The organism is Lentzea sp. NPDC058450 (assembly GCF_042721395.1).
Taxonomy (GTDB): domain Bacteria; phylum Actinomycetota; class Actinomycetes; order Mycobacteriales; family Pseudonocardiaceae; genus Lentzea.
Genome location: NZ_JBHXLO010000017.1, coordinates 100,816 through 117,208 on the forward strand (window position 1 = coordinate 100,816; position 16,393 = coordinate 117,208).

Sequence of the window (16,393 nt, forward strand, 5' to 3'; positions counted from 1 at the left end):
GCCGCTCTCGGCTGGATCGGTTGCCGGAATTGAAGAATGCGGTCAGATCAGCTTGCCGGGGTTGAGAATCCCGGTGGGGTCCAGCCTGTCCTTCACCGCGCGCAGCACCGAGACGCCGACCCCGCCGATCTCCTTCTCCAGCCACGGCAGGTGGTCCCGGCCGACCGCGTGGTGGTGGGTGATCGTGCCGAGCCTGGAGAGGGCGTCGGACGCCGCGATCTTGGCCTTCGCCCACTGCCCCACCGGATCAGCGCCGTCCCTCGGAACCAGCACGGTGAAGTACAGCGAGGCCCCGGTCTCGTAGGCGTGCGAGACGTGGCACATCACCACGGGGTTCCCGAGCTCGCCGGCCAACGCCTCCCGCACCGCGTCGCGCAGCTCGGACACCGAGGACCAGTGGGTGGCGGTCTCCAACGTCTCCACGCACACCCCGGCGTCCAGCAGGGCGTCCCGCTGCCGGGGCCCGTTGAACCGCCCGTGCAGCCACGAGTCCCCCATGGCCCGCCCGAGCCGCACGACCTTGTGCCGCCGCAACACCTTCAGCGTGGCGAGCCGGTCCCGGCACTCCCACCCCAGGATCACCAGGCAGGGCTGCGCGACCCGGCGCACCCGCAGGTACTTCTTCACGATGTCGGCCTTGCCCCCGGCCAGTTCCAGGGCGACCTCGGTCTCGTCCGCATCGGACAGACGGGTGATGTCGGCCAGCGCGCCGGACTGGGCCAGGTCGCGCACCAACGCGACCCCGGCCTCCCAGCCGTCGACCACGAAGCCCTCGTACCGAGGTGAGACGGGCTTGGGCCGGACCCGCACGGACACCTCGGTGATCACCCCGAAGAGCCCCTCGGAGCCCAGCACCAGCTGCTTCAGGTCCGGCCCGGCGGCCGAGGCGGGAGCCGTGCCGGCCACCCACTCCCCGACGGGCGTGGCCATGCGCACCGACTCGACCATGTCCTCGAACCGCCCGTAGCCGGACGACGCCTGACCGGCGGACCGGGTGGCGGCGAACCCGCCGATGGTCGCCCGCTCGAACGACTGCGGCACGTGCCCGAGCGTGAACCCGTGCTCCCCCAGCAGCTTCTCGGCCTCGGGCCCGGTGACCCCGGCTTCCAGCACGGCCACCCGCGAGACCGGGTCCACGGACACCAGCCGGGACAGCCCGGCGAGGTCCAGCGCCACGACGGCCGACTTGGTGCCGCGCAGGGCCTCGACCCCGCCGACCACCGACGTTCCACCGCCGAACGGCACCACGGCCACGTCGTACTCGACGCAGACCCGCAGCACCTCGGCCACCTCGTCGTGCGAGCCGGGCGACACGACGGCGTCCGGCACCGCCAGTTCGCCCTGGCCGCGGTGGCGCAGCAGGTCGAGGTACGACAGGCCACCGGCGCGGCCGAGTCGGTCAGCGTCCTCCACGGACACCGCGCACACGGCTTCCAGCGCCGTGAAGGCGTCCTCGGACAACGCCGTCGGAGGCACGGAGACCGCCACCTCCTCGGACGGCGTGCCCAGGCCGATCCGCCCACTCAGCCAGGTGAGGGCGTGCGGCGGCAGCGGGACGGTTTCAGTGGTCCATCGGGCTCTGGTCACTGCTACAGTGTTACACATGACGTCTCAACGTCACACCCACGACGCCCTGCTCGACGCCACCCGTGAGTGTGTTCTGGAGGTGGGGGTGCGCCGGACGACCCTCACCGACGTGGCCAAGCGCGCCAGCGTGAGCCGGATGACGCTGTACCGGCGCTACCCGGACGTGGACCACCTCGTCAGGGCCCTGATGACCAGGGAGTTCGCCGCGATCCTGGCGGAGGTCGAGCACAGCGTCGGCCACGGCGACGCCCGGCAGCAGCTCGTTCAGCGCGCCACCGACGCCATCCGCCTGCTCGAAGGCAACCCGGTGATGCAACGGGTGCTGCAGCTCGACGCCGACCTGATGCTGCCGTACCTGACCGACCGGCTGGGCAGCACGCAACGGCTGGTCGAGCAGTTCCTCGTGGCGCAGATCGAGGCAGGGCACCTCGACGGCTCGATCCGGTTCGGGGACGCCAAGACGCAGGCACGCGTCGTGCTGCTCAGCACCCAGTCGATGGTGCTCAGCACGAAACCCGCCACCTCGGGGCTCGACTTCGGCGCCCTGCTGGACGAGCTCGCCAAGCAGCTGGACGGAGCCCTGAAGCCGTGAACACGTCCCTGAACGCCACCCGGCGCGCGCAGGACCTCGAAGCAGCCCAACAGGAAGTCGTCGACGTCCTCGTCGTCGGCGGTGGCGTCACGGGCGCGGGCGTCGCGCTGGACGCGGCGTCACGAGGCCTCAGGACGGTGCTGCTGGAGGCGCACGACCTGGCGTTCGGGACCTCGCGGTGGTCCAGCAAGCTCGTCCACGGCGGCCTGCGCTACCTCGCCAAGGGCGACGTGAAGCTCGCCCACGAGAGCGCGGTCGAGCGCGGCATCCTGATGACCAGGACCGCGCCGCACCTCACCCGCACGTTGCCGATGCTGTTCCCGCTCCACGGCACCGCAGGCCACTTCGTCATGTCCGGCTTCCGCGCCGGCAACGCCCTGCGCGTCGCCGCCCGCACCCCGGCCGACGTCCTCCCGCCACCCCGCCGGGTCTCCCGGCACGAGGCCCTCGCGCTCGTCCCCGGCCTCGACTCGGCGAAGCTCACCGGCGGTCTGCTCAGCTACGACGGCCAGCTGCTCGACGACGCCAAGCTCGTCGTCGCGCTGGCCAGGACGGCGGCGGGCCACGGCGCGAGGATCATCACGAGGGCAAAAGTCCTTACCTTGCAAGGCGATGGCGCCGAAGCCGAGGACACGCTCACCGGCACGAGGTTCACCGTCAAGGCCACAGCGGTGATCAACGCGACCGGCGTCTGGGCCGGCACGCTGGCCCCGGTCAGCCTGCGCCCGTCGCGCGGCTCGCACCTGGTGATCGACGCACAGCAGGCGGGGATCACCGGCACCGCGCTGACCATCCCGGTCCCCGGCGAACGCAACCGCTACGCGTTCCTGCTGCCCCAGCGCAACGGCCGCGCCTACCTGGGCCTCACCGACGAACCGGTGGACGAGATCCCGGACGTCCCGGAGGTACCGCAGTCCGATGTGGACTTCCTGCTCCGCACGGCTTCCCAGTTCCTGCAACGGAAACTCACCCAGGACGACGTGATCGGCAGCTACGCCGGCCTGCGTCCGCTGCTGGAGGCCGAGGGCACGACAGCAGATCTGTCCCGCCACCACGCCACGCTCAGGGCGCCGAACGGCGTGATCACGATCGTCGGCGGCAAGCTCACCACGTACCGGAAGATGGCGGCGGACGCGGTCGACGCCACCGGCATCACTGAAATCCCCTGCCGCACCAAGGACATCCGCCTGGTCGACGACGCACCGGAGCCGACCACCCCGATCGCGCCGGGCATCACCGAGGCCGACGTCCTGCACGCCGTGCACCACGAAGGCGCACTGACCCCGGACGACGTCCTCGACCGCCGGACCCGCACCGGCCTCGTCCCGGCCGATCGCGCGAAGGCCGAACCGGAGATCGCCGAGATCCTGGCCAACGCATGAAGAACGGGGCGCCCCCGCCAAGGGGACGCCCCGCCTCAGATCAGCGCAAGGACAGCAGGATCACTCGCCGATGACCGGCTTCGCGGCCTTGGGCGGCTCGACCAGGGACTCGCCCTCGATCTGCACCTTCCGCTTGTGCTCGTTGCTGCCGCCCTGCTGGCCACCCGCACCGGCCATCGGGGCTCCACCCATCATGCCGGCGCCCATGCCACCACCGGGGCCACCCTTGCCCGCGGCACCGGCAGCGGCCGCCGGAGCAGCGGCAGCAGCACCGCTGCCGGACGCCATCACACCGGCCGCGCCACCGAACTGCGTGGCCGAGGTGCCACCGGCACCGCCGCCACCGGCCGGGCCGCCACCGAAGCCGGCGGGCATGCCGCCACCTCCGCCGCCGCCCATGCCCTTCGGCGCGCCACCGCCGCCACCGCCCGCGCCACCCGCCGACGCCGTCGCGGCGTGGTCGGTGGTCGTCGGCCGGTACCAGTCGGCGTTCGGCGTGGTGGGCATGCCGATCGACGGCGGCTTCGTCCCGGTGTTGCCACCGGCCGTCGTCGTCGTGTCGGGCTCCCAGTGACCGGGCACCCACCGGCCGGGACCGGACGTGCCGGCGCCCGTACCCGTGCCGGGCGGCACGTAGCCGGGGCCGGAAGCGCCGCCGGAGCCCGAACCGGCGCCACCGCCGGTGTAGCCGCCCTGACCGCCCGGAGGCGTGTAGACCGGGCGCACGGCGGGGCCGGAGCCGACGCCACCACCCTGGTACGGGCCCTGGTAGCCGTCGGTGTTGCCGCCCTGGTAGCCCGGACGGACGTTGCCGACACCGTCACCGGCGGTCGGCGGGCCACCGGCGTAGCCGCCGCCCGCGCCGCTCGTGAAGGTGCCGCCGGCGCCGGCCGAAGCACGGTCCTGCTGGTCGCTGCGGATGCCGTCGAAGCCGCCGGAGGTGTTGCGGACGGAACCGCCGCCGCCCCCGCCCTTGCCCTGGTTCGCCATCGACGAGATCGCGTCGATGATCGACTCGGCGGCCTTGGCGATCTGCGAGACGGACTGGATCAGCTTCAGCAGCTTCTGCACGGAGCCGACGAGCTTCTGCAGGAAGTCGGAGAGCTTCTTCGCGTAGTTGACCGCGGTCGTGACGATGTCCGCGATCGCGCCCGCGATGGCCGCGCCGAACGTCAGGAACGAGGCCGCGAGCCACTGGATGATCTTCATGACCATGTCGGACACGGCCTGGCTGATCAGGTCCATGATCATCTTGCGGACGGTGCCGACGAGCTCGCCCGCGCCCTTGACCGCGCCCGAGATGCCGTCGACCGACTTCGCGAGGGTCTCCAAGCCGGTCGCGTGCCGCTTGGCGGCGGCGCGGTAGCCGTCGGCCGCCTTGCCCTGCCACTCGCGGGTCTGCGAGACGCAGATCTTCTCGTACTCGGTCGCGATGTCCTTGACCTGCTTGCCCGCGTTCTTGAACGACTCGGACATCTTGGCGATGGACTCGGGGCTGCCGAGCAGGATGTCGAACGGCTCGCGCAGGAAGTCGACGTGCTGGATGGCCCAGCTGAAGCCCGCGGCGAGGAAGCCGCTGAGGGGGTTCGAGCCGTTCCCGACCATGCTCATGGCCGCGTTCGCGATGCCCAGGCCGCCGCTGACCCAGTCGCCGCTCTCGATGGACTTGTAGGCGTTCGAGACGTTGTTGAACAGCTGCGCGGTGTCACCGCTGGACTGCGTCGCAGGCGCGTTCATCAGCGGGCTCCCTTGAAGCCGAACATGTTGTCGAGGTCGACCTGCTCGTACTGCTCAACCGTCTTCTTGAGCCCGCTGCCCATGTCCATCAGCGAGTTCGCGGCCTTGCCGAGCATGTCCTGCGACAGGCCCGCCTCCTGGAGGACCTTCGACGCCAGGAACCCGAGGAAGACACCGAACGCCTCAGTGGTGAGGGCACCCGGATCACACGTCTCGGTGGCCTTGCGCATCCGTTCCATGAGCCGGTCCACGTTCGCGGCGTGGGTTCTCAGCTCGTCCAGGTCGATGTTGAAGTGCTGCTGCATGCCTAACCCCCTCCTGCACTCAGGCCATGACGTCGGGCGGGTTGGTGAAGTACTCGTCGTCGGGCCGCACGTCCTTGCGCTCCAACTCCGACTTCGGTTCGTCCTCGTCGGTTCCGTCGCCCTTGAATCCGTTCGGCATCTGCGCCTTCACGAACTCGAGTGCGGGGCTGTCCCCGACGAAGTCCGTCATGATCTGCACCACTCGTCCGGAAGCGTCGCGCTGGGCCTTTGCCGAGGCAGCGAGCACGGCGGAGGCGATCTCACTGGGGTCCATGCCGCGCGCTTCGGGCTTGATCTGGAGATCGGTCAACACACCTGTTGCGTTAACTGTCACCGTGATCAGGCCATCTGGCGAGCTGGCGCTGCCTCCCACACCACCGAGCTGGTCGCGGGCCTGTTCGGCGTGCTGCTTGGCCTGCTCGATCTTGGCCCCGTACTGCTTGAGCCACTGATCCGGGTCAATGGGCTGCATGGTCACCCCCGTTGAGTGAATTGGTCGTTCGTTCGATTCGCCGTAGACGCCCGTATCGTTTCACTCGTTCCCTGCTCACCGATACTTTCAGTCCGATTACCGCCATCCGGGCTAACGAAGGGGTTCACCGTGCCTGAGGGAGTGCTGGAGATCGACAGGATCTCCAAGCGCTACGGAGAGGTCGTCGCCCTGCGGGACATGTCTTTCGACGTGCGCGCCGGCGAGCTCTTCGGGTTCGTCGGCAGCAACGGCGCCGGGAAGACCACGGCCATGCGCATCGCGCTGGGCGTGCTCGCGGCCGACTCCGGCGAGGTGCGGTGGAACGGCAGAGCCGTCGACCTCGACACCCGGCGCCGCATCGGCTACATGCCGGAGGAGCGCGGCCTCTACCCCCGGATGAGGGTGCTGGACCAGCTCGTCTACCTCGCCGAACTGCACGGCATGGGCACCAACGAGGCCCACACGAACGCGGAGAACTGGATCGCGCGCCTCGGCCTGCGCGACCGCCGCTCCGACGAGGTGCAGCGCCTCAGCCTCGGCAACCAGCAGCGCGTGCAGCTCGCCGCCGCCCTGGTGCACGAACCGGACGTGCTGGTGCTCGACGAGCCGTTCTCCGGCCTCGACCCTGTCGCCGTGGACGTGATGAGCCAGGTGCTGCGCGAGAAGGCGTCGGCGGGCGTGCCCGTGGTGTTCTCCAGCCACCAGTTGGACCTGGTGGAACGGCTGTGCGACCGGGTCGGCATCGTGAGTGCCGGTTCGATGGTCGCGAGCGGAACGGTGGATGAACTCAGGTCGGGTGGCACACCTCGCCTCGTGGTGGAGTCGCCAACGACCGACTGGGCTGCCACGCTGGACGGTGTGCGGGTGATCGAGAGGAACGGGACGCGGTGCGTCCTCGACCTCGCCGACGGCGTCGACGACCAGGTCGTGCTGCACGCGGCGCTCGCCGCCGGTCCCGTGCACGAGTTCTCCCGGCAGCGCCCGTCGCTGACCGAGCTGTTCCGCAACGTCGTGACCACCGAGGGCAGGACTGGATGACGTCGGCCCGAGCGGTCTCGCTGGTGGCGAAGCGCGAGTTCGTCACGAAGGTGCGCACCAGATCGTTCCTCATCGGCACCGCGGTGATCATCGCCGTGCTCGCCGGGTACGTGGTGCTCCAGTCGTTCCTGTTCGACGACCAGCAGCGCAGCGTGGTGGGCCTGTCCGGGCAGGCCACGCAACTCGCCGATCCGTTGCGGGAGAAGGCGAAGGCGTTCGGCATCGACCTGGAGACGCGCGACGTCACCGCCGGGGGCAACCCCGAGGAGCAGGTCCGCGACGGCTCGCTGGACGCGCTGGTGACCGGCGCGCCGCCGGTGCTGCGGATGATCGTCAAGGACTCCGGCGACCAGGTGCTGACGACGGCACTGAACGACGTGCTGCGCCAGCAGGTGCTGATCGCGCAGCTCGCCGAGACGGGTACCACGACGCCGCAGGAGATCGCGCAGAACCTGGCGAAGGTCACCGTGGACGTCACCGCGCTGGAACCCGTTGACCCGCAACGAGGTCAGCGCCTCGCGATCGGGTTGATCGTGGCCGCGCTGCTCTACTACTCGTTGCTGGTCTACGGAACGATGGTCGCGCAGGGCGTGGTCGAGGAGAAGTCCAGCCGGGTCGTCGAGCTCCTGCTGGCGACGTTGAGACCGTGGCAGTTGTTGCTGGGCAAGGTGATCGGCCTCGGCGCCGTGGGTCTGCTGCAGCTGCTGGTGATCTCGGCGGTCGGTCTGGGACTGTCGTCGGCGTTCGACGTGATCGACGTCAGCGCGTTCGGCGGCGCGGTCCTGCTGACCGGCGTGCTCTGGTACCTGCTCGGCTTCTTCCTGTACGCCACGGTGTTCGCGGCCGCCGCGTCCCTGGTGTCGCGCCAGGAAGAGCTCCAGTCGGTGCTGACGCCGATCAGCATGACGATCATCGTGGCGTTCGTGGCGGGCATCAACCTGATGATCGGCAGCCCGTCCGGCTCCACGGTCACCGTCCTGTCGCTGCTGCCGCCGTTCGCACCGATCCTGATGCCGGGCCGGATGGCGCTGGGCGTCGCGCCGACCTGGCAGGTGCTGCTCGCGGTGGTGCTGGCGTTGCTGGCGATCGCCGCGATCACGTGGCTGGGCGGCAAGGTCTACGCGAACGCCGTGCTGCGGACCGGCGCTCGCGTCAAGCTCCGCGAGGCGCTCAGGACCTGATCGCCTGGTAGCGGTCGAGCGCGATCTGGCGTTCGACCGCGTGGTCCACGATCGGCGTGATGGTGTGGGAGTCCGGTGCGTACCTCTTGACGTACGCGCCGTCCGGGTCGAACTTCTTGGCCTGCGTCATCGGGTTGAAGACGCGGAAGAACGGCGCCGCGTCCGTGCCGCAGCCCGCGACCCACTGCCAGTTGTGCTGGTTCGAGGCGATGTCGCCGTCGATCAGGTGGTTCATGAAGTGCCGCGCGCCCCACCACCACGGCAGGTGCAGGTCCTTGACCAGGAAGCTGGCCACGATCATGCGCACCCGGTTGTGCATGAAGCCCTCTTGGGTGAGCTGCCGCATGCCGGCGTCGACGATCGGGAACCCCGTGCGGCCTTCCTTCCAGGCCTCGAAGAGCTCCTTGTCGTCGTCGAGCTCCATGCGGTCGAACTTGCGGTCGTAGTTCTCGCGCGCGGTCTCCGGCTTGTGCCACAGCACGTCGGCGTAGAACTCCCGCCAGGCGAGCTCGGACCGGTACGTTCCGTCACAGTCCTGCAGGAGCGTGCGGGGGTGCAGGACGCCCCACCGCAGGAACGCCGACATGCGACTGGTCGCGTCCATGTCCGGACGGTCGCGGGTGGTGTCGTAGTCCTGCAGGCGTTCGTCGCGGAACTCCTCCCAGAGACTCAGTGCGTCGGGGAGTTTCTCCTTGATCTCCGGGATCCTGGTGCTGTGGTCCGGCTTGATCCAGTCCAGAGTGGACGCGTCGGTGTCCGCCGGCCTGCGCCAGCCGTGCTCCAGCCAAGCGTTGCGGAACGGCGTGAAGACCTTGAACGGCGTGCCGTCCTGCTTGCGCACCCGTCCGGGCGCGACGGCGTACGGCGAGCCGGACCGCACGAGTTCGACGTCGCCCAACGCCTCCTCGACGGCCTCATCGCGCTTGCGACCGTACGGCGCGTAGTCCGCGGAGATGTGCACGCTGCGGGCGCCGATCTCCTTCGCGACGCGCGGAACCGTCTTCACCGGATCGCCGTGCACGACCATCAGACGCCCGCCGAGTTCGTCGTTCAGGGCGTGCAAACAGCGGTGCAGGAAATCGATTCGCGCCTGCCCCGACGGTTTCAGCAGCCGGTCGTCGAGAACGAACAACGCGAGTGCGCGCGGAGATCTTTCCGCCGCGGCGAGAATGGCGGGATGATCGGATGTCCGCAAATCTCGGCGGAACCAGACGAGCGAGGGTTCGGAACTCACCTCTCGACGCTAAAACGCGCGGGACGGGTCTGCATGATGGGCGGCGCCGCGCGGGTGAAGCGGTCGCGCCGCGAACGTTCCGCCGGCGCATGCCTGCCCGCACGTCCGTCACGCACCACCCCCGGCAACGCGAAAGGCGCGCCACCCGGCAGGGTGACGCGCCCTCAGCTTGCCAGACGAACTAGCCCGTGATCAGCGGTTTTCCATCGCGATGAAGTCGCGCTCGGTCGGGCCGGTGTAGATCTGCCGCGGGCGGCCGATCTTGGTGGCCGGGTCGTTGATCATCTCGCGCCAGTGCGCGATCCAGCCGGGGAGACGGCCGAGCGCGAACAGCACGGTGAAGAACTTCGTCGGGAAGCCCATCGCCCGGTAGATCAGACCCGTGTAGAAGTCCACGTTCGGGTAGAGCTTGCGGGAGATGAAGTACTCGTCGCTCAGGGCGGCCTCTTCCAGCTGCTTCGCGATGTCGAGGAGCTGGTCGTCGGCGCCGAGCTTGCCGAGGATCTCGTCGGCGGTCTTCTTGATGATCGCGGCGCGCGGGTCGTAGTTCTTGTAGACCCGGTGGCCGAAGCCCATCAGGCGGACGCCGTCCTCCTTGTTCTTCACCTTGTTCACGAACGACTGGACGTCGCCGCCGTCGTTCTTGATCTTCTCCAGCATCTCCAGCACCGCGCTGTTCGCGCCGCCGTGCAGCGGGCCGAACAGGGCGTTGATGCCCGCGGAGATGGACGCGAAGAGGTTCGCCTCGGAGGAGCCGACCAGGCGCACGGTCGACGTGGAGCAGTTCTGCTCGTGGTCGGCGTGCAGGATGAAGAGCAGGTCGAGCGCGCGGACCAGGTCCGGGTCGAGGTCGTAGGCCTCGGCCGGGAACCCGAAGGTCATCCGCAGGAAGTTCTCCACCAGGCCCAGCGAGTTGTCCGGGTAGAGGAACGGCTGGCCGACCGACTTCTTGTACGCGTAGGCCGCGATGGTCGGCAGCTTGGCGAGAAGGCGGATCGTGGAGATCTCCACCTGGTTCGCGTCGAACGGCGACAGCGAGTCCTGGTAGAAGGTCGACAGCGCGGAGACCGCGGACGACAGCACCGGCATCGGGTGCGCGTCGCGCGGGAAGCCGTCGAAGAAGCGCTTGAGGTCCTCGTGCAGCAGGGTGTGCCTGCTGATCTTCTTGTTGAAGTCCTCGAGCTGCGCGGCGGTCGGCAGCTCACCGTAGATCAGGAGGTAGCTGACCTCCGCGAAGTTCGAGCGCGCGGCCAACTGCTCGATCGGGTACCCGCGGTAACGCAGAATTCCGGCGTCACCGTCGATGTAGGTGATCTCGGAGGAGCAGGAGGCCGTGTTGACGAAACCGGTGTCCAGGGTTACCAGACCGGTGGTCGACAGCAGCTTGCCGAGATCGATGCCGGACGCGCCTTCGGACGCCCGCACCACCTTCATCTCGAGCTCTGCGTCCCCGTGGCGCAGCGCGACGGTCTGTGGGTCGGTCGGCGCAGTCGTCGCGTCGGGCATTCAAGTCCCTCTCAACGCTCGGACGGGGTGGCGGCAGGCCACGCTGGGCCTGCCGTCGTCTCGGACCACCCCGTTGGGATCTGAGTCTTCAAGTCCAGTCACGCTAGTCGGCGGAAGGCCCGCCTCGCAGCAGCGGTGTGAACCGATTCTGTGAGATGGGACCGGCATCACATCCGTAATGCCAGTTTCTAGCGCGGCTACCCCACGGTAGTCCGATCCTCCGTTTTATCCACCCAGCGCGGCGGTGAGTTCGCTCGCAAAGGGCGGTTCCGCACCCGCACGGGAACATGTGATCGCCGCGGCCGCGCCGGCGTACGTCAATGCGGTCGTCCATTCCTCTTCGCCGAGGCCGCGGATCTTCTCCGCGCTCAGGGCGTCGTGGTCGTGCAGCCACGCGAGCAGGGCGCCTTGCACCGTGTCGCCCGCCCCGATCGTGTCGACCACGTCCACCTTCACGGGTGGCACGTCGACCTGTCCGGTGGCCGTGATCACTGACAGACCGTCGCCACCTTTCGTCAGGACGACGGCGGCCGGGCCCTGTGAAATCCACGTCCTTGCGATCTCGATCACGTCGTCTTCCTCGGCGAGCCACTGGGCGTCCTCGACCGAGAGCTTGAGCAGGCCGACGTCCGGCAGCCACGACCGGAACCGCGCGCGGTAGGCGCCCGGATCGTGGATCAGGCCGGCCCGGATGTTGGGGTCGAGCGCCGTGAGCAAGCGCTTGCTCTCGCGCCGCAGCACCGTCTCGTAGACCGACGCACCCGGTTCCAGCACGAGGCTGAGCGTGCCGAACGACACGGCCTTCGCGTCGGCGGGCAACGGGCCGGGGTCCTCGACGAGCCGGTCGGCCGTGCCGTCGACGTAGAACGCGTAGCGGGCGCTGCCGTCGTCGGCGAGGCCCACGACGGCGAGCGTGGTGTTCTCCGGTCCACGTTGGACCAGGTCCGTCGCCACGTTCGACGCGTGCAGCCGCTTGACCAGCTGCTCTCCGAAGTGGTCGGTCGACACCCGCGACAGGAACGCCGTCGGCACGTCCAGCCGTCCGAGCGCCACGGCGACGTTGTAAGGACCGCCACCCAGCTTCGGGGCCAAGGGGGCGAGCTCGTCTTCCCCCACGGGCACCATGTCGACCAGCGCCTCACCAGCAACCACGATCACGCGCTCTACTCCTTCTGGGAGACCCCGTTCCTCTGGAGCCCATCCAACAACAGTTCGCCCAAAGCAGTGAACGCCTCGGCGTCCGAAACGCCTGCCCGCTTCGTGAGGACCCCGGTCTGGATGCTCTCGATGAGCAGCCCGGCCATCTCGGCGAAGAGCGTGGCGTGCACCTCGCGGAACACGTGCCGCTCCACACCGTCCTGAATGAACGCCTTGATGCGCTCGGCCGCAGCGCGCGCGTTGCGTTCGTAGGTGGCCCTCGTCGGCGGGAAGTCCGACACGTCCGCGATGAACGCCGCCGACGCCTTGTTCAGCTCCTCCGCCGCGCCCGCGAGGTAGCTGCCGATGCGTTTGCGCACGTCGTTGAGGCCCGCGATGCGCTTCTCGATGCGTTCGGCGGCGCCCTTGAAGTACCGGCCGACGACCCGGACCGCGAGCTGCTCCTTGCTGCCGGCGAGCGCGTACAGCGTGGATTTCGAGCAGTGCAGCCTGCCCGCGATGTCATCCAGCGTGAGATGCCCGAAGCCCTCGGTGAGGAACAACGCCTCCAACCGGGTGAGCAGCTCAGCCTGCCGCTGCGTGAGAGCCCGCGTCATATGAGGACCTTGCCACATTCACTGGCAGCTGTACTGCACAACGTCCTAGAGTACAGCTACCAGTACACCACCGGAGGTCGACGATGCCCGCCGAGCGGCTGCTCCCCACCCAAGAGGCAGAAGACCTGATCGCGCTGGTCAGGGAGATCGCGCGGGACGAGCTCAAGCCCCACGCGGCCGACGCCGAGGAGAACGAGAAGTTCCCCCGCGACGCGTTCCGCCTGTTGGGCAGGTCGGGTCTGCTGGGCCTGCCGTACGCCGAGGAGTTCGGCGGCGGCGAGCAGCCCTACGAGGTGTACCTGCAGGCGTTGGAGGAGGTCGCCTCCGCGTGGATGACGGTCGCCGTCGGCCTCTCCGTGCACGTCATGTCCTGCTACGGCCTCGCCAAGTTCGGCACGCGCGAGCAGCAGGAGCGCTGGCTCCCCGAGATGCTCGAGGGCGACCTGCTCGGCGGCTACGCGCTGTCCGAGGTCCAGGCGGGCTCCGACCCGGCCGCCATGTCGACCCGCGCCGTCCGCAAGGGCTCCGAGTACGTCGTGAACGGCACCAAGGCGTGGATCACGCACGCCGGCGCCGCCGACTTCTACACGCTGATGGCCCGCACCTCCCCCGACGCCGGCCGCGGCATCTCCTGCTTCCTCGCGCCGGGCGAGACCTCCGGGCTCGTGGCCGCCACACCCGAACGCAAGATGGGGCTCACCGGGTCGATCACGGCGCAGCTGGCGTTCGACGACGTGCGGTTCGGGGCGGACCGGCTGATCGGCGCCGAGGGTGACGGACTGAAGATCGCACTGTCCGCTTTGGACTCCGGCCGGCTCGGAATCGCCGCCTGTGCCGTGGGTCTGGCCCAGGCCGCGCTCGACGAGGCCGTGGCGTACGCCAAGACGCGCACGCAGTTCGGCCGTCCGATCATCGAGTTCCAGGGCCTGGAGTTCCTGCTGGCCGACATGGCGGCAGCCGTCGAGTCCGCGCGCGCGACCTACATCTCGGCGGCGCGTCGGCGTGACCGCGGGTTGCCGTTCCGGCAGCAGGCGTCGATCGCCAAGCTCATCGCCACCGATGCGGCGATGAAGGTGACGACCGACGCCGTGCAGGTGCTCGGCGGGGCCGGGTACACCCGCGACTTCCCGGTCGAGCGGTACATGCGCGAGGCCAAGGTGCTGCAGATCTTCGAGGGCACCAACCAGATCCAGCGCCTCGTGATCGGCCGCGGCCTGCGCTAGCGCGGGTTGGTTGCGCGGGCTTGTTTCGCGGTCTAGCTCTCGCGGTAGAAGGGGTCGGCGACGGCCCCTTCTACCTTTTCCTCGTCCCAGGTGTAGACCTCGCGGCCCTGCACGAAGACGCGCAGCGCGCGGCTCATGACGTCGAGCGGGTCGCCCGACCAGATCACGACGTCGCCGTCCAGGCCAGGCTTCAGCGAGCCGACCCGGTCGTCGAGTCCCATGATCTTGGCCGGGGTGCTCGTGATGGACTTCAGGGCGACCTCGCGGTCGAGGCCCTCCTTGACCGCCAGCGTGGCCTGGTGCACCAGGAAGTGGATCGGCACCACCGGGTGGTCCGTCGTGATCGCCAGCTCGACGCCGGCGCGGGCGAGGATGCCGGGGTTGCGCAGGCCCCGGTTGCGAAGCTCCACTTTGGACCTGGACGTGAACAGCGGGCCGATGATGACCGGGATCTGCTTCTCCGCGATGACGTCCGCGATCAGGTGGCCTTCGGTGCCGTGGTTGAGGATCAGCCGGTAGCCGAACTCCTCGGACAGGCGGATGGCCGTGGCGATGTCGTCGGCGCGGTGGGCGTGCTGGCACCAGCCGAGTTCGCCGGTGAGCACCTTGCCGAGGATCTCCATGGTGTTGTCGCGGTCGAACGGCTTGCCGTCCTTCTCCGCCTCGGCCTTCTTCGCCGCGTAGTCCTGCGCCTTGGTCAACTGGTCGCGGATGACCGCCGCGACCCCCTGGCGGGTGGCCGGGAGCTTGCCCTTCTCGCCGTAGACGCGCTTCGGGTTCTCGCCCAGCGCGCTCTTCACGCTCACCGGCTCCTTGACGAGCATCTCGTCGACCGTGCGACCCCAGCACTTGATGGCCACGGTCTGGCCGCCGATGGGGTTGCCGGAGCCCGGCTTGACCACCGCGGTGGTGACGCCGCCGCTGAGGGCGTCCGCGAAGCCCAGGTCAGCGGGGTTGATGGCGTCGAGGGCGCGCATCCTGGCGCCCACCGGGTCAGTCATCTCGTTGGTGTCCTGGCCGGCCCAGCCTTCGGCCTCCTCGTGGACGCCCATGTGGCCGTGGGCCTCGACGAAGCCCGGGAGGACCCAGGAGCCGGTCGCGTCGACGGTCGGGGTGCCGGCTGGGATTTCCACGTTCTGGCCTACTGCTGCGATCTTGCCGTCCTGGATGAGGACGGTGCCGCCTTCGATGGGGGCGCCGTCCACGGGTACGACGTGGCCACCGGTGATCGCGAGGTTCATGGTTAGCGACGCTAACGGTTTTGGTGTCGTTCGGCCACCCGGTCCGTCACCTTTGTGCGGTGGTTGGGGTGGGTGCAAAGACAACCTCGGACGAGCGTGGTCCAGTCATCGCCGCTGACGCGTCGATAGAGATCGGGGCTGGGTTTGTGCAGGCACGTCACCACACCGCTTTGACGATCTGCGCGCTCGTTCGGGCTCCCTTCGGCATCGCGCTCGGCAACCTCGCCCCGGCCGCTGCGCCTGCGTCAGCCTGGGTTACAGCGGGCGGATGCCCCACCGCGCGCCCCACGACTCGCCTGGCGAGACCCAGATCAGGTCCATCCCGGAGTTGAGCGCGTTCGGTGGGCACGTCATGGGCTCGATCGCCACCGCGCGGCCCCTGCCCGGGTACGAGTCCGGGGTGTAGACCTGCACCCAGCGGAAGGCCGGGTCCGCCCACACCTCCACGCCGCCGTCGTCCGAGGTCAGGGTGTGGTGGATCAGGCCGTCGGCCGCGGGTTCGCAGCCGCCGAAAGGGGTGTCCAGTTGCACACCGTCCAGGGTGCGGCCCTCGCGGAAGTCGTAGGGCGTGCCCTCCACCGGGGTGGCCGGGCCGGACGGGACCATGCGGTCGGTGTCCAGGGGGAGGACGGTGGTCGCGGCCAGCGTCAGGGTGCAGGTGTCGGTGGTGGCGTTGCCTGCTCGGGGGTACGGGTGGGTGCCCACGCCGAAGGGGGTGGGGACGTCGCCGACGTTCGTGACGCCGTGGGTGACGGTCAGGCCGTTGTCGTCCAGGGCGTAGGAGACGGTGATGTCGAGGGCCGCCGGCCAGCCTGCTTGGGGCTCGATCAAGGCTCGCAAGGAGACGAGGGAGCCGGTGTGTTCGAGCACTGACCAGGGGCGGCGGCGGACCAGGCCGTGGATGGCGTTGCCCCTGGCCGGCTCGGTGACCTCCAGGTGCTGCTCCACGCCGTCGAGCACCCAGGTGGCGCCCGCGGTTCGGTTGGGCCACGGGACGAGGACGGCGCCCGCGCTCATCGGGGGTTTTTCGTCGGCGCCGAATGTTTCCACGTATGGGACGTCGTCGACCTCGAAGGAGCGCAGGCCCGCCCCTACAGTCGTGATCACGGCGGTGGCACCCTCGTACGAGATCCCCAACATG

The 16,393-nt window shown here is 69.3% G+C and carries 15 protein-coding genes; 5 read left to right on the forward strand and 10 right to left on the reverse strand.

Annotated elements, in window-relative coordinates; all coding sequences use genetic code 11:
• Window positions 1-42 precede the first annotated feature (42 nt).
• Window positions 43-1,605 carry an FAD-binding oxidoreductase gene (locus tag ACFWNN_RS25685; protein WP_382442464.1) on the reverse strand — a complete coding sequence of 521 codons (1,563 nt, stop codon included), beginning with the start codon at window positions 1,603-1,605 and terminating at the stop codon, window positions 43-45.
• On the opposite strand from ACFWNN_RS25685, the gene ACFWNN_RS25690 reads away from it, so the two are divergent.
• Together ACFWNN_RS25690 and ACFWNN_RS25695 are read left to right on the forward strand one after the other, a co-directional pair.
• A complete protein-coding gene (locus tag ACFWNN_RS25690; RefSeq protein ID WP_382442465.1) occupies window positions 1,604-2,179 on the forward strand; it encodes a TetR/AcrR family transcriptional regulator in 576 nt (191 codons plus the stop codon). The genes ACFWNN_RS25685 and ACFWNN_RS25690 overlap by 2 nt on opposite strands.
• On the forward strand, window positions 2,176-3,561 hold the full coding sequence (locus tag ACFWNN_RS25695) for a glycerol-3-phosphate dehydrogenase/oxidase (protein WP_382442466.1): 1,386 nt from the start codon (window positions 2,176-2,178) through the stop codon (window positions 3,559-3,561). The genes ACFWNN_RS25690 and ACFWNN_RS25695 overlap by 4 nt, the downstream gene beginning before the upstream one ends.
• Window positions 3,562-3,621: 60 nt before the next feature.
• Here the strand turns inward: ACFWNN_RS25695 and ACFWNN_RS25700 are convergent, their stop codons facing one another.
• Genes ACFWNN_RS25700 through ACFWNN_RS25710 form a run of 3 tightly spaced genes read right to left on the reverse strand, consistent with a single transcriptional unit; the run spans window position 3,622 to window position 6,075 of the window.
• Window positions 3,622-5,298 carry a WXG100 family type VII secretion target gene (locus ACFWNN_RS25700; RefSeq protein ID WP_382442467.1) on the reverse strand — a complete coding sequence of 559 codons (1,677 nt, stop codon included), beginning with the start codon at window positions 5,296-5,298 and terminating at the stop codon, window positions 3,622-3,624.
• Window positions 5,298-5,603 carry a hypothetical protein gene (locus tag ACFWNN_RS25705; RefSeq protein ID WP_382442468.1) on the reverse strand — a complete coding sequence of 102 codons (306 nt, stop codon included), beginning with the start codon at window positions 5,601-5,603 and terminating at the stop codon, window positions 5,298-5,300. Before ACFWNN_RS25705 ends, ACFWNN_RS25700 begins: the two co-directional genes overlap by 1 nt.
• A 19-nt stretch (window positions 5,604-5,622) precedes the next feature.
• Window positions 5,623-6,075 (reverse strand): YbaB/EbfC family nucleoid-associated protein, encoded by a 453-nt coding sequence (locus ACFWNN_RS25710; protein WP_382442554.1) that lies wholly within the window; start codon window positions 6,073-6,075, stop codon window positions 5,623-5,625.
• A gap of 129 nt (window positions 6,076-6,204) precedes the next feature.
• On the opposite strand from ACFWNN_RS25710, the gene ACFWNN_RS25715 reads away from it, so the two are divergent.
• Both ACFWNN_RS25715 and ACFWNN_RS25720 read left to right on the forward strand, forming a co-directional pair.
• Complete coding sequence (locus tag ACFWNN_RS25715; protein ID WP_382442469.1) at window positions 6,205-7,113, forward strand: ABC transporter ATP-binding protein; 909 nt, start codon at window positions 6,205-6,207, stop codon at window positions 7,111-7,113.
• Window positions 7,110-8,294 (forward strand): ABC transporter permease, encoded by a 1,185-nt coding sequence (locus tag ACFWNN_RS25720; RefSeq protein WP_382442470.1) that lies wholly within the window; start codon window positions 7,110-7,112, stop codon window positions 8,292-8,294. Before ACFWNN_RS25715 ends, ACFWNN_RS25720 begins: the two co-directional genes overlap by 4 nt.
• Here ACFWNN_RS25720 and ACFWNN_RS25725 read toward each other — a convergent pair.
• The 4 genes from ACFWNN_RS25725 to ACFWNN_RS25740 all read right to left on the reverse strand — a co-directional run bounded on the left by ACFWNN_RS25725 (window position 8,284) and on the right by ACFWNN_RS25740 (window position 12,788).
• Window positions 8,284-9,528, reverse strand: coding sequence for a cryptochrome/photolyase family protein (locus ACFWNN_RS25725; RefSeq protein ID WP_382442471.1), 1,245 nt, complete (start codon window positions 9,526-9,528; stop codon window positions 8,284-8,286). The two genes, ACFWNN_RS25720 and ACFWNN_RS25725, sit on opposite strands and share 11 nt — an antisense overlap.
• A 192-nt stretch (window positions 9,529-9,720) precedes the next feature.
• Complete coding sequence (locus ACFWNN_RS25730) at window positions 9,721-11,034, reverse strand: citrate synthase (protein WP_382442472.1); 1,314 nt, start codon at window positions 11,032-11,034, stop codon at window positions 9,721-9,723.
• 225 nt (window positions 11,035-11,259) lie between these two features.
• Entirely contained in the window at window positions 11,260-12,192 is a 933-nt protein-coding gene (locus ACFWNN_RS25735; RefSeq protein ID WP_382442473.1) for a carbohydrate kinase, read from the reverse strand.
• 5 nt (window positions 12,193-12,197) lie between these two features.
• Window positions 12,198-12,788 carry a TetR/AcrR family transcriptional regulator gene (locus ACFWNN_RS25740; RefSeq protein ID WP_382442474.1) on the reverse strand — a complete coding sequence of 197 codons (591 nt, stop codon included), beginning with the start codon at window positions 12,786-12,788 and terminating at the stop codon, window positions 12,198-12,200.
• Between the two features lie 83 nt (window positions 12,789-12,871).
• Here ACFWNN_RS25740 and ACFWNN_RS25745 point away from each other — a divergent pair, with 83 nt between their 5' ends.
• Entirely contained in the window at window positions 12,872-14,011 is a 1,140-nt protein-coding gene (locus tag ACFWNN_RS25745) for an acyl-CoA dehydrogenase family protein (protein ID WP_382442475.1), read from the forward strand.
• 32 nt (window positions 14,012-14,043) lie between these two features.
• Here ACFWNN_RS25745 and ACFWNN_RS25750 read toward each other — a convergent pair whose 3' ends face one another.
• Both ACFWNN_RS25750 and ACFWNN_RS25755 read right to left on the reverse strand, forming a co-directional pair.
• The gene (locus tag ACFWNN_RS25750; protein WP_382442476.1) at window positions 14,044-15,252 is read right to left on the reverse strand and encodes an amidohydrolase; all 1,209 of its coding nucleotides are present in this window, start codon (window positions 15,250-15,252) and stop codon (window positions 14,044-14,046) included.
• A 255-nt stretch (window positions 15,253-15,507) separates the two neighbouring features.
• Complete coding sequence (locus ACFWNN_RS25755) at window positions 15,508-16,392, reverse strand: aldose 1-epimerase family protein (protein WP_382442477.1); 885 nt, start codon at window positions 16,390-16,392, stop codon at window positions 15,508-15,510.
• Between the last annotated feature and the right edge of the window lies 1 nt (window position 16,393).

Excerpts from the sequence above, each read along its gene's own strand:
- ACFWNN_RS25705 (WP_382442468.1), bottom strand. The coding sequence starts at position 5,603 with ATGCAGCAGCACTTCAACATCGACCTGGACGAGCTGAGAACCCACGCC.
- ACFWNN_RS25755 (WP_382442477.1), bottom strand. The coding sequence starts at position 16,392 with ATGTTGGGGATCTCGTACGAGGGTGCCACCGCCGTGATCACGACTGTA.
- ACFWNN_RS25720 (WP_382442470.1), top strand. The coding sequence starts at position 7,110 with ATGACGTCGGCCCGAGCGGTCTCGCTGGTGGCGAAGCGCGAGTTCGTC.
- ACFWNN_RS25710 (WP_382442554.1), bottom strand. The coding sequence starts at position 6,075 with ATGCAGCCCATTGACCCGGATCAGTGGCTCAAGCAGTACGGGGCCAAG.
- ACFWNN_RS25690 (WP_382442465.1), top strand. The coding sequence starts at position 1,604 with ATGACGTCTCAACGTCACACCCACGACGCCCTGCTCGACGCCACCCGT.
- ACFWNN_RS25740 (WP_382442474.1), bottom strand. The coding sequence starts at position 12,788 with ATGACGCGGGCTCTCACGCAGCGGCAGGCTGAGCTGCTCACCCGGTTG.
- ACFWNN_RS25730 (WP_382442472.1), bottom strand. The coding sequence starts at position 11,034 with ATGCCCGACGCGACGACTGCGCCGACCGACCCACAGACCGTCGCGCTG.
- ACFWNN_RS25745 (WP_382442475.1), top strand. The coding sequence starts at position 12,872 with ATGCCCGCCGAGCGGCTGCTCCCCACCCAAGAGGCAGAAGACCTGATC.
- ACFWNN_RS25685 (WP_382442464.1), bottom strand. The coding sequence starts at position 1,605 with ATGTGTAACACTGTAGCAGTGACCAGAGCCCGATGGACCACTGAAACC.
- ACFWNN_RS25700 (WP_382442467.1), bottom strand. The coding sequence starts at position 5,298 with ATGAACGCGCCTGCGACGCAGTCCAGCGGTGACACCGCGCAGCTGTTC.
- ACFWNN_RS25750 (WP_382442476.1), bottom strand. The coding sequence starts at position 15,252 with ATGAACCTCGCGATCACCGGTGGCCACGTCGTACCCGTGGACGGCGCC.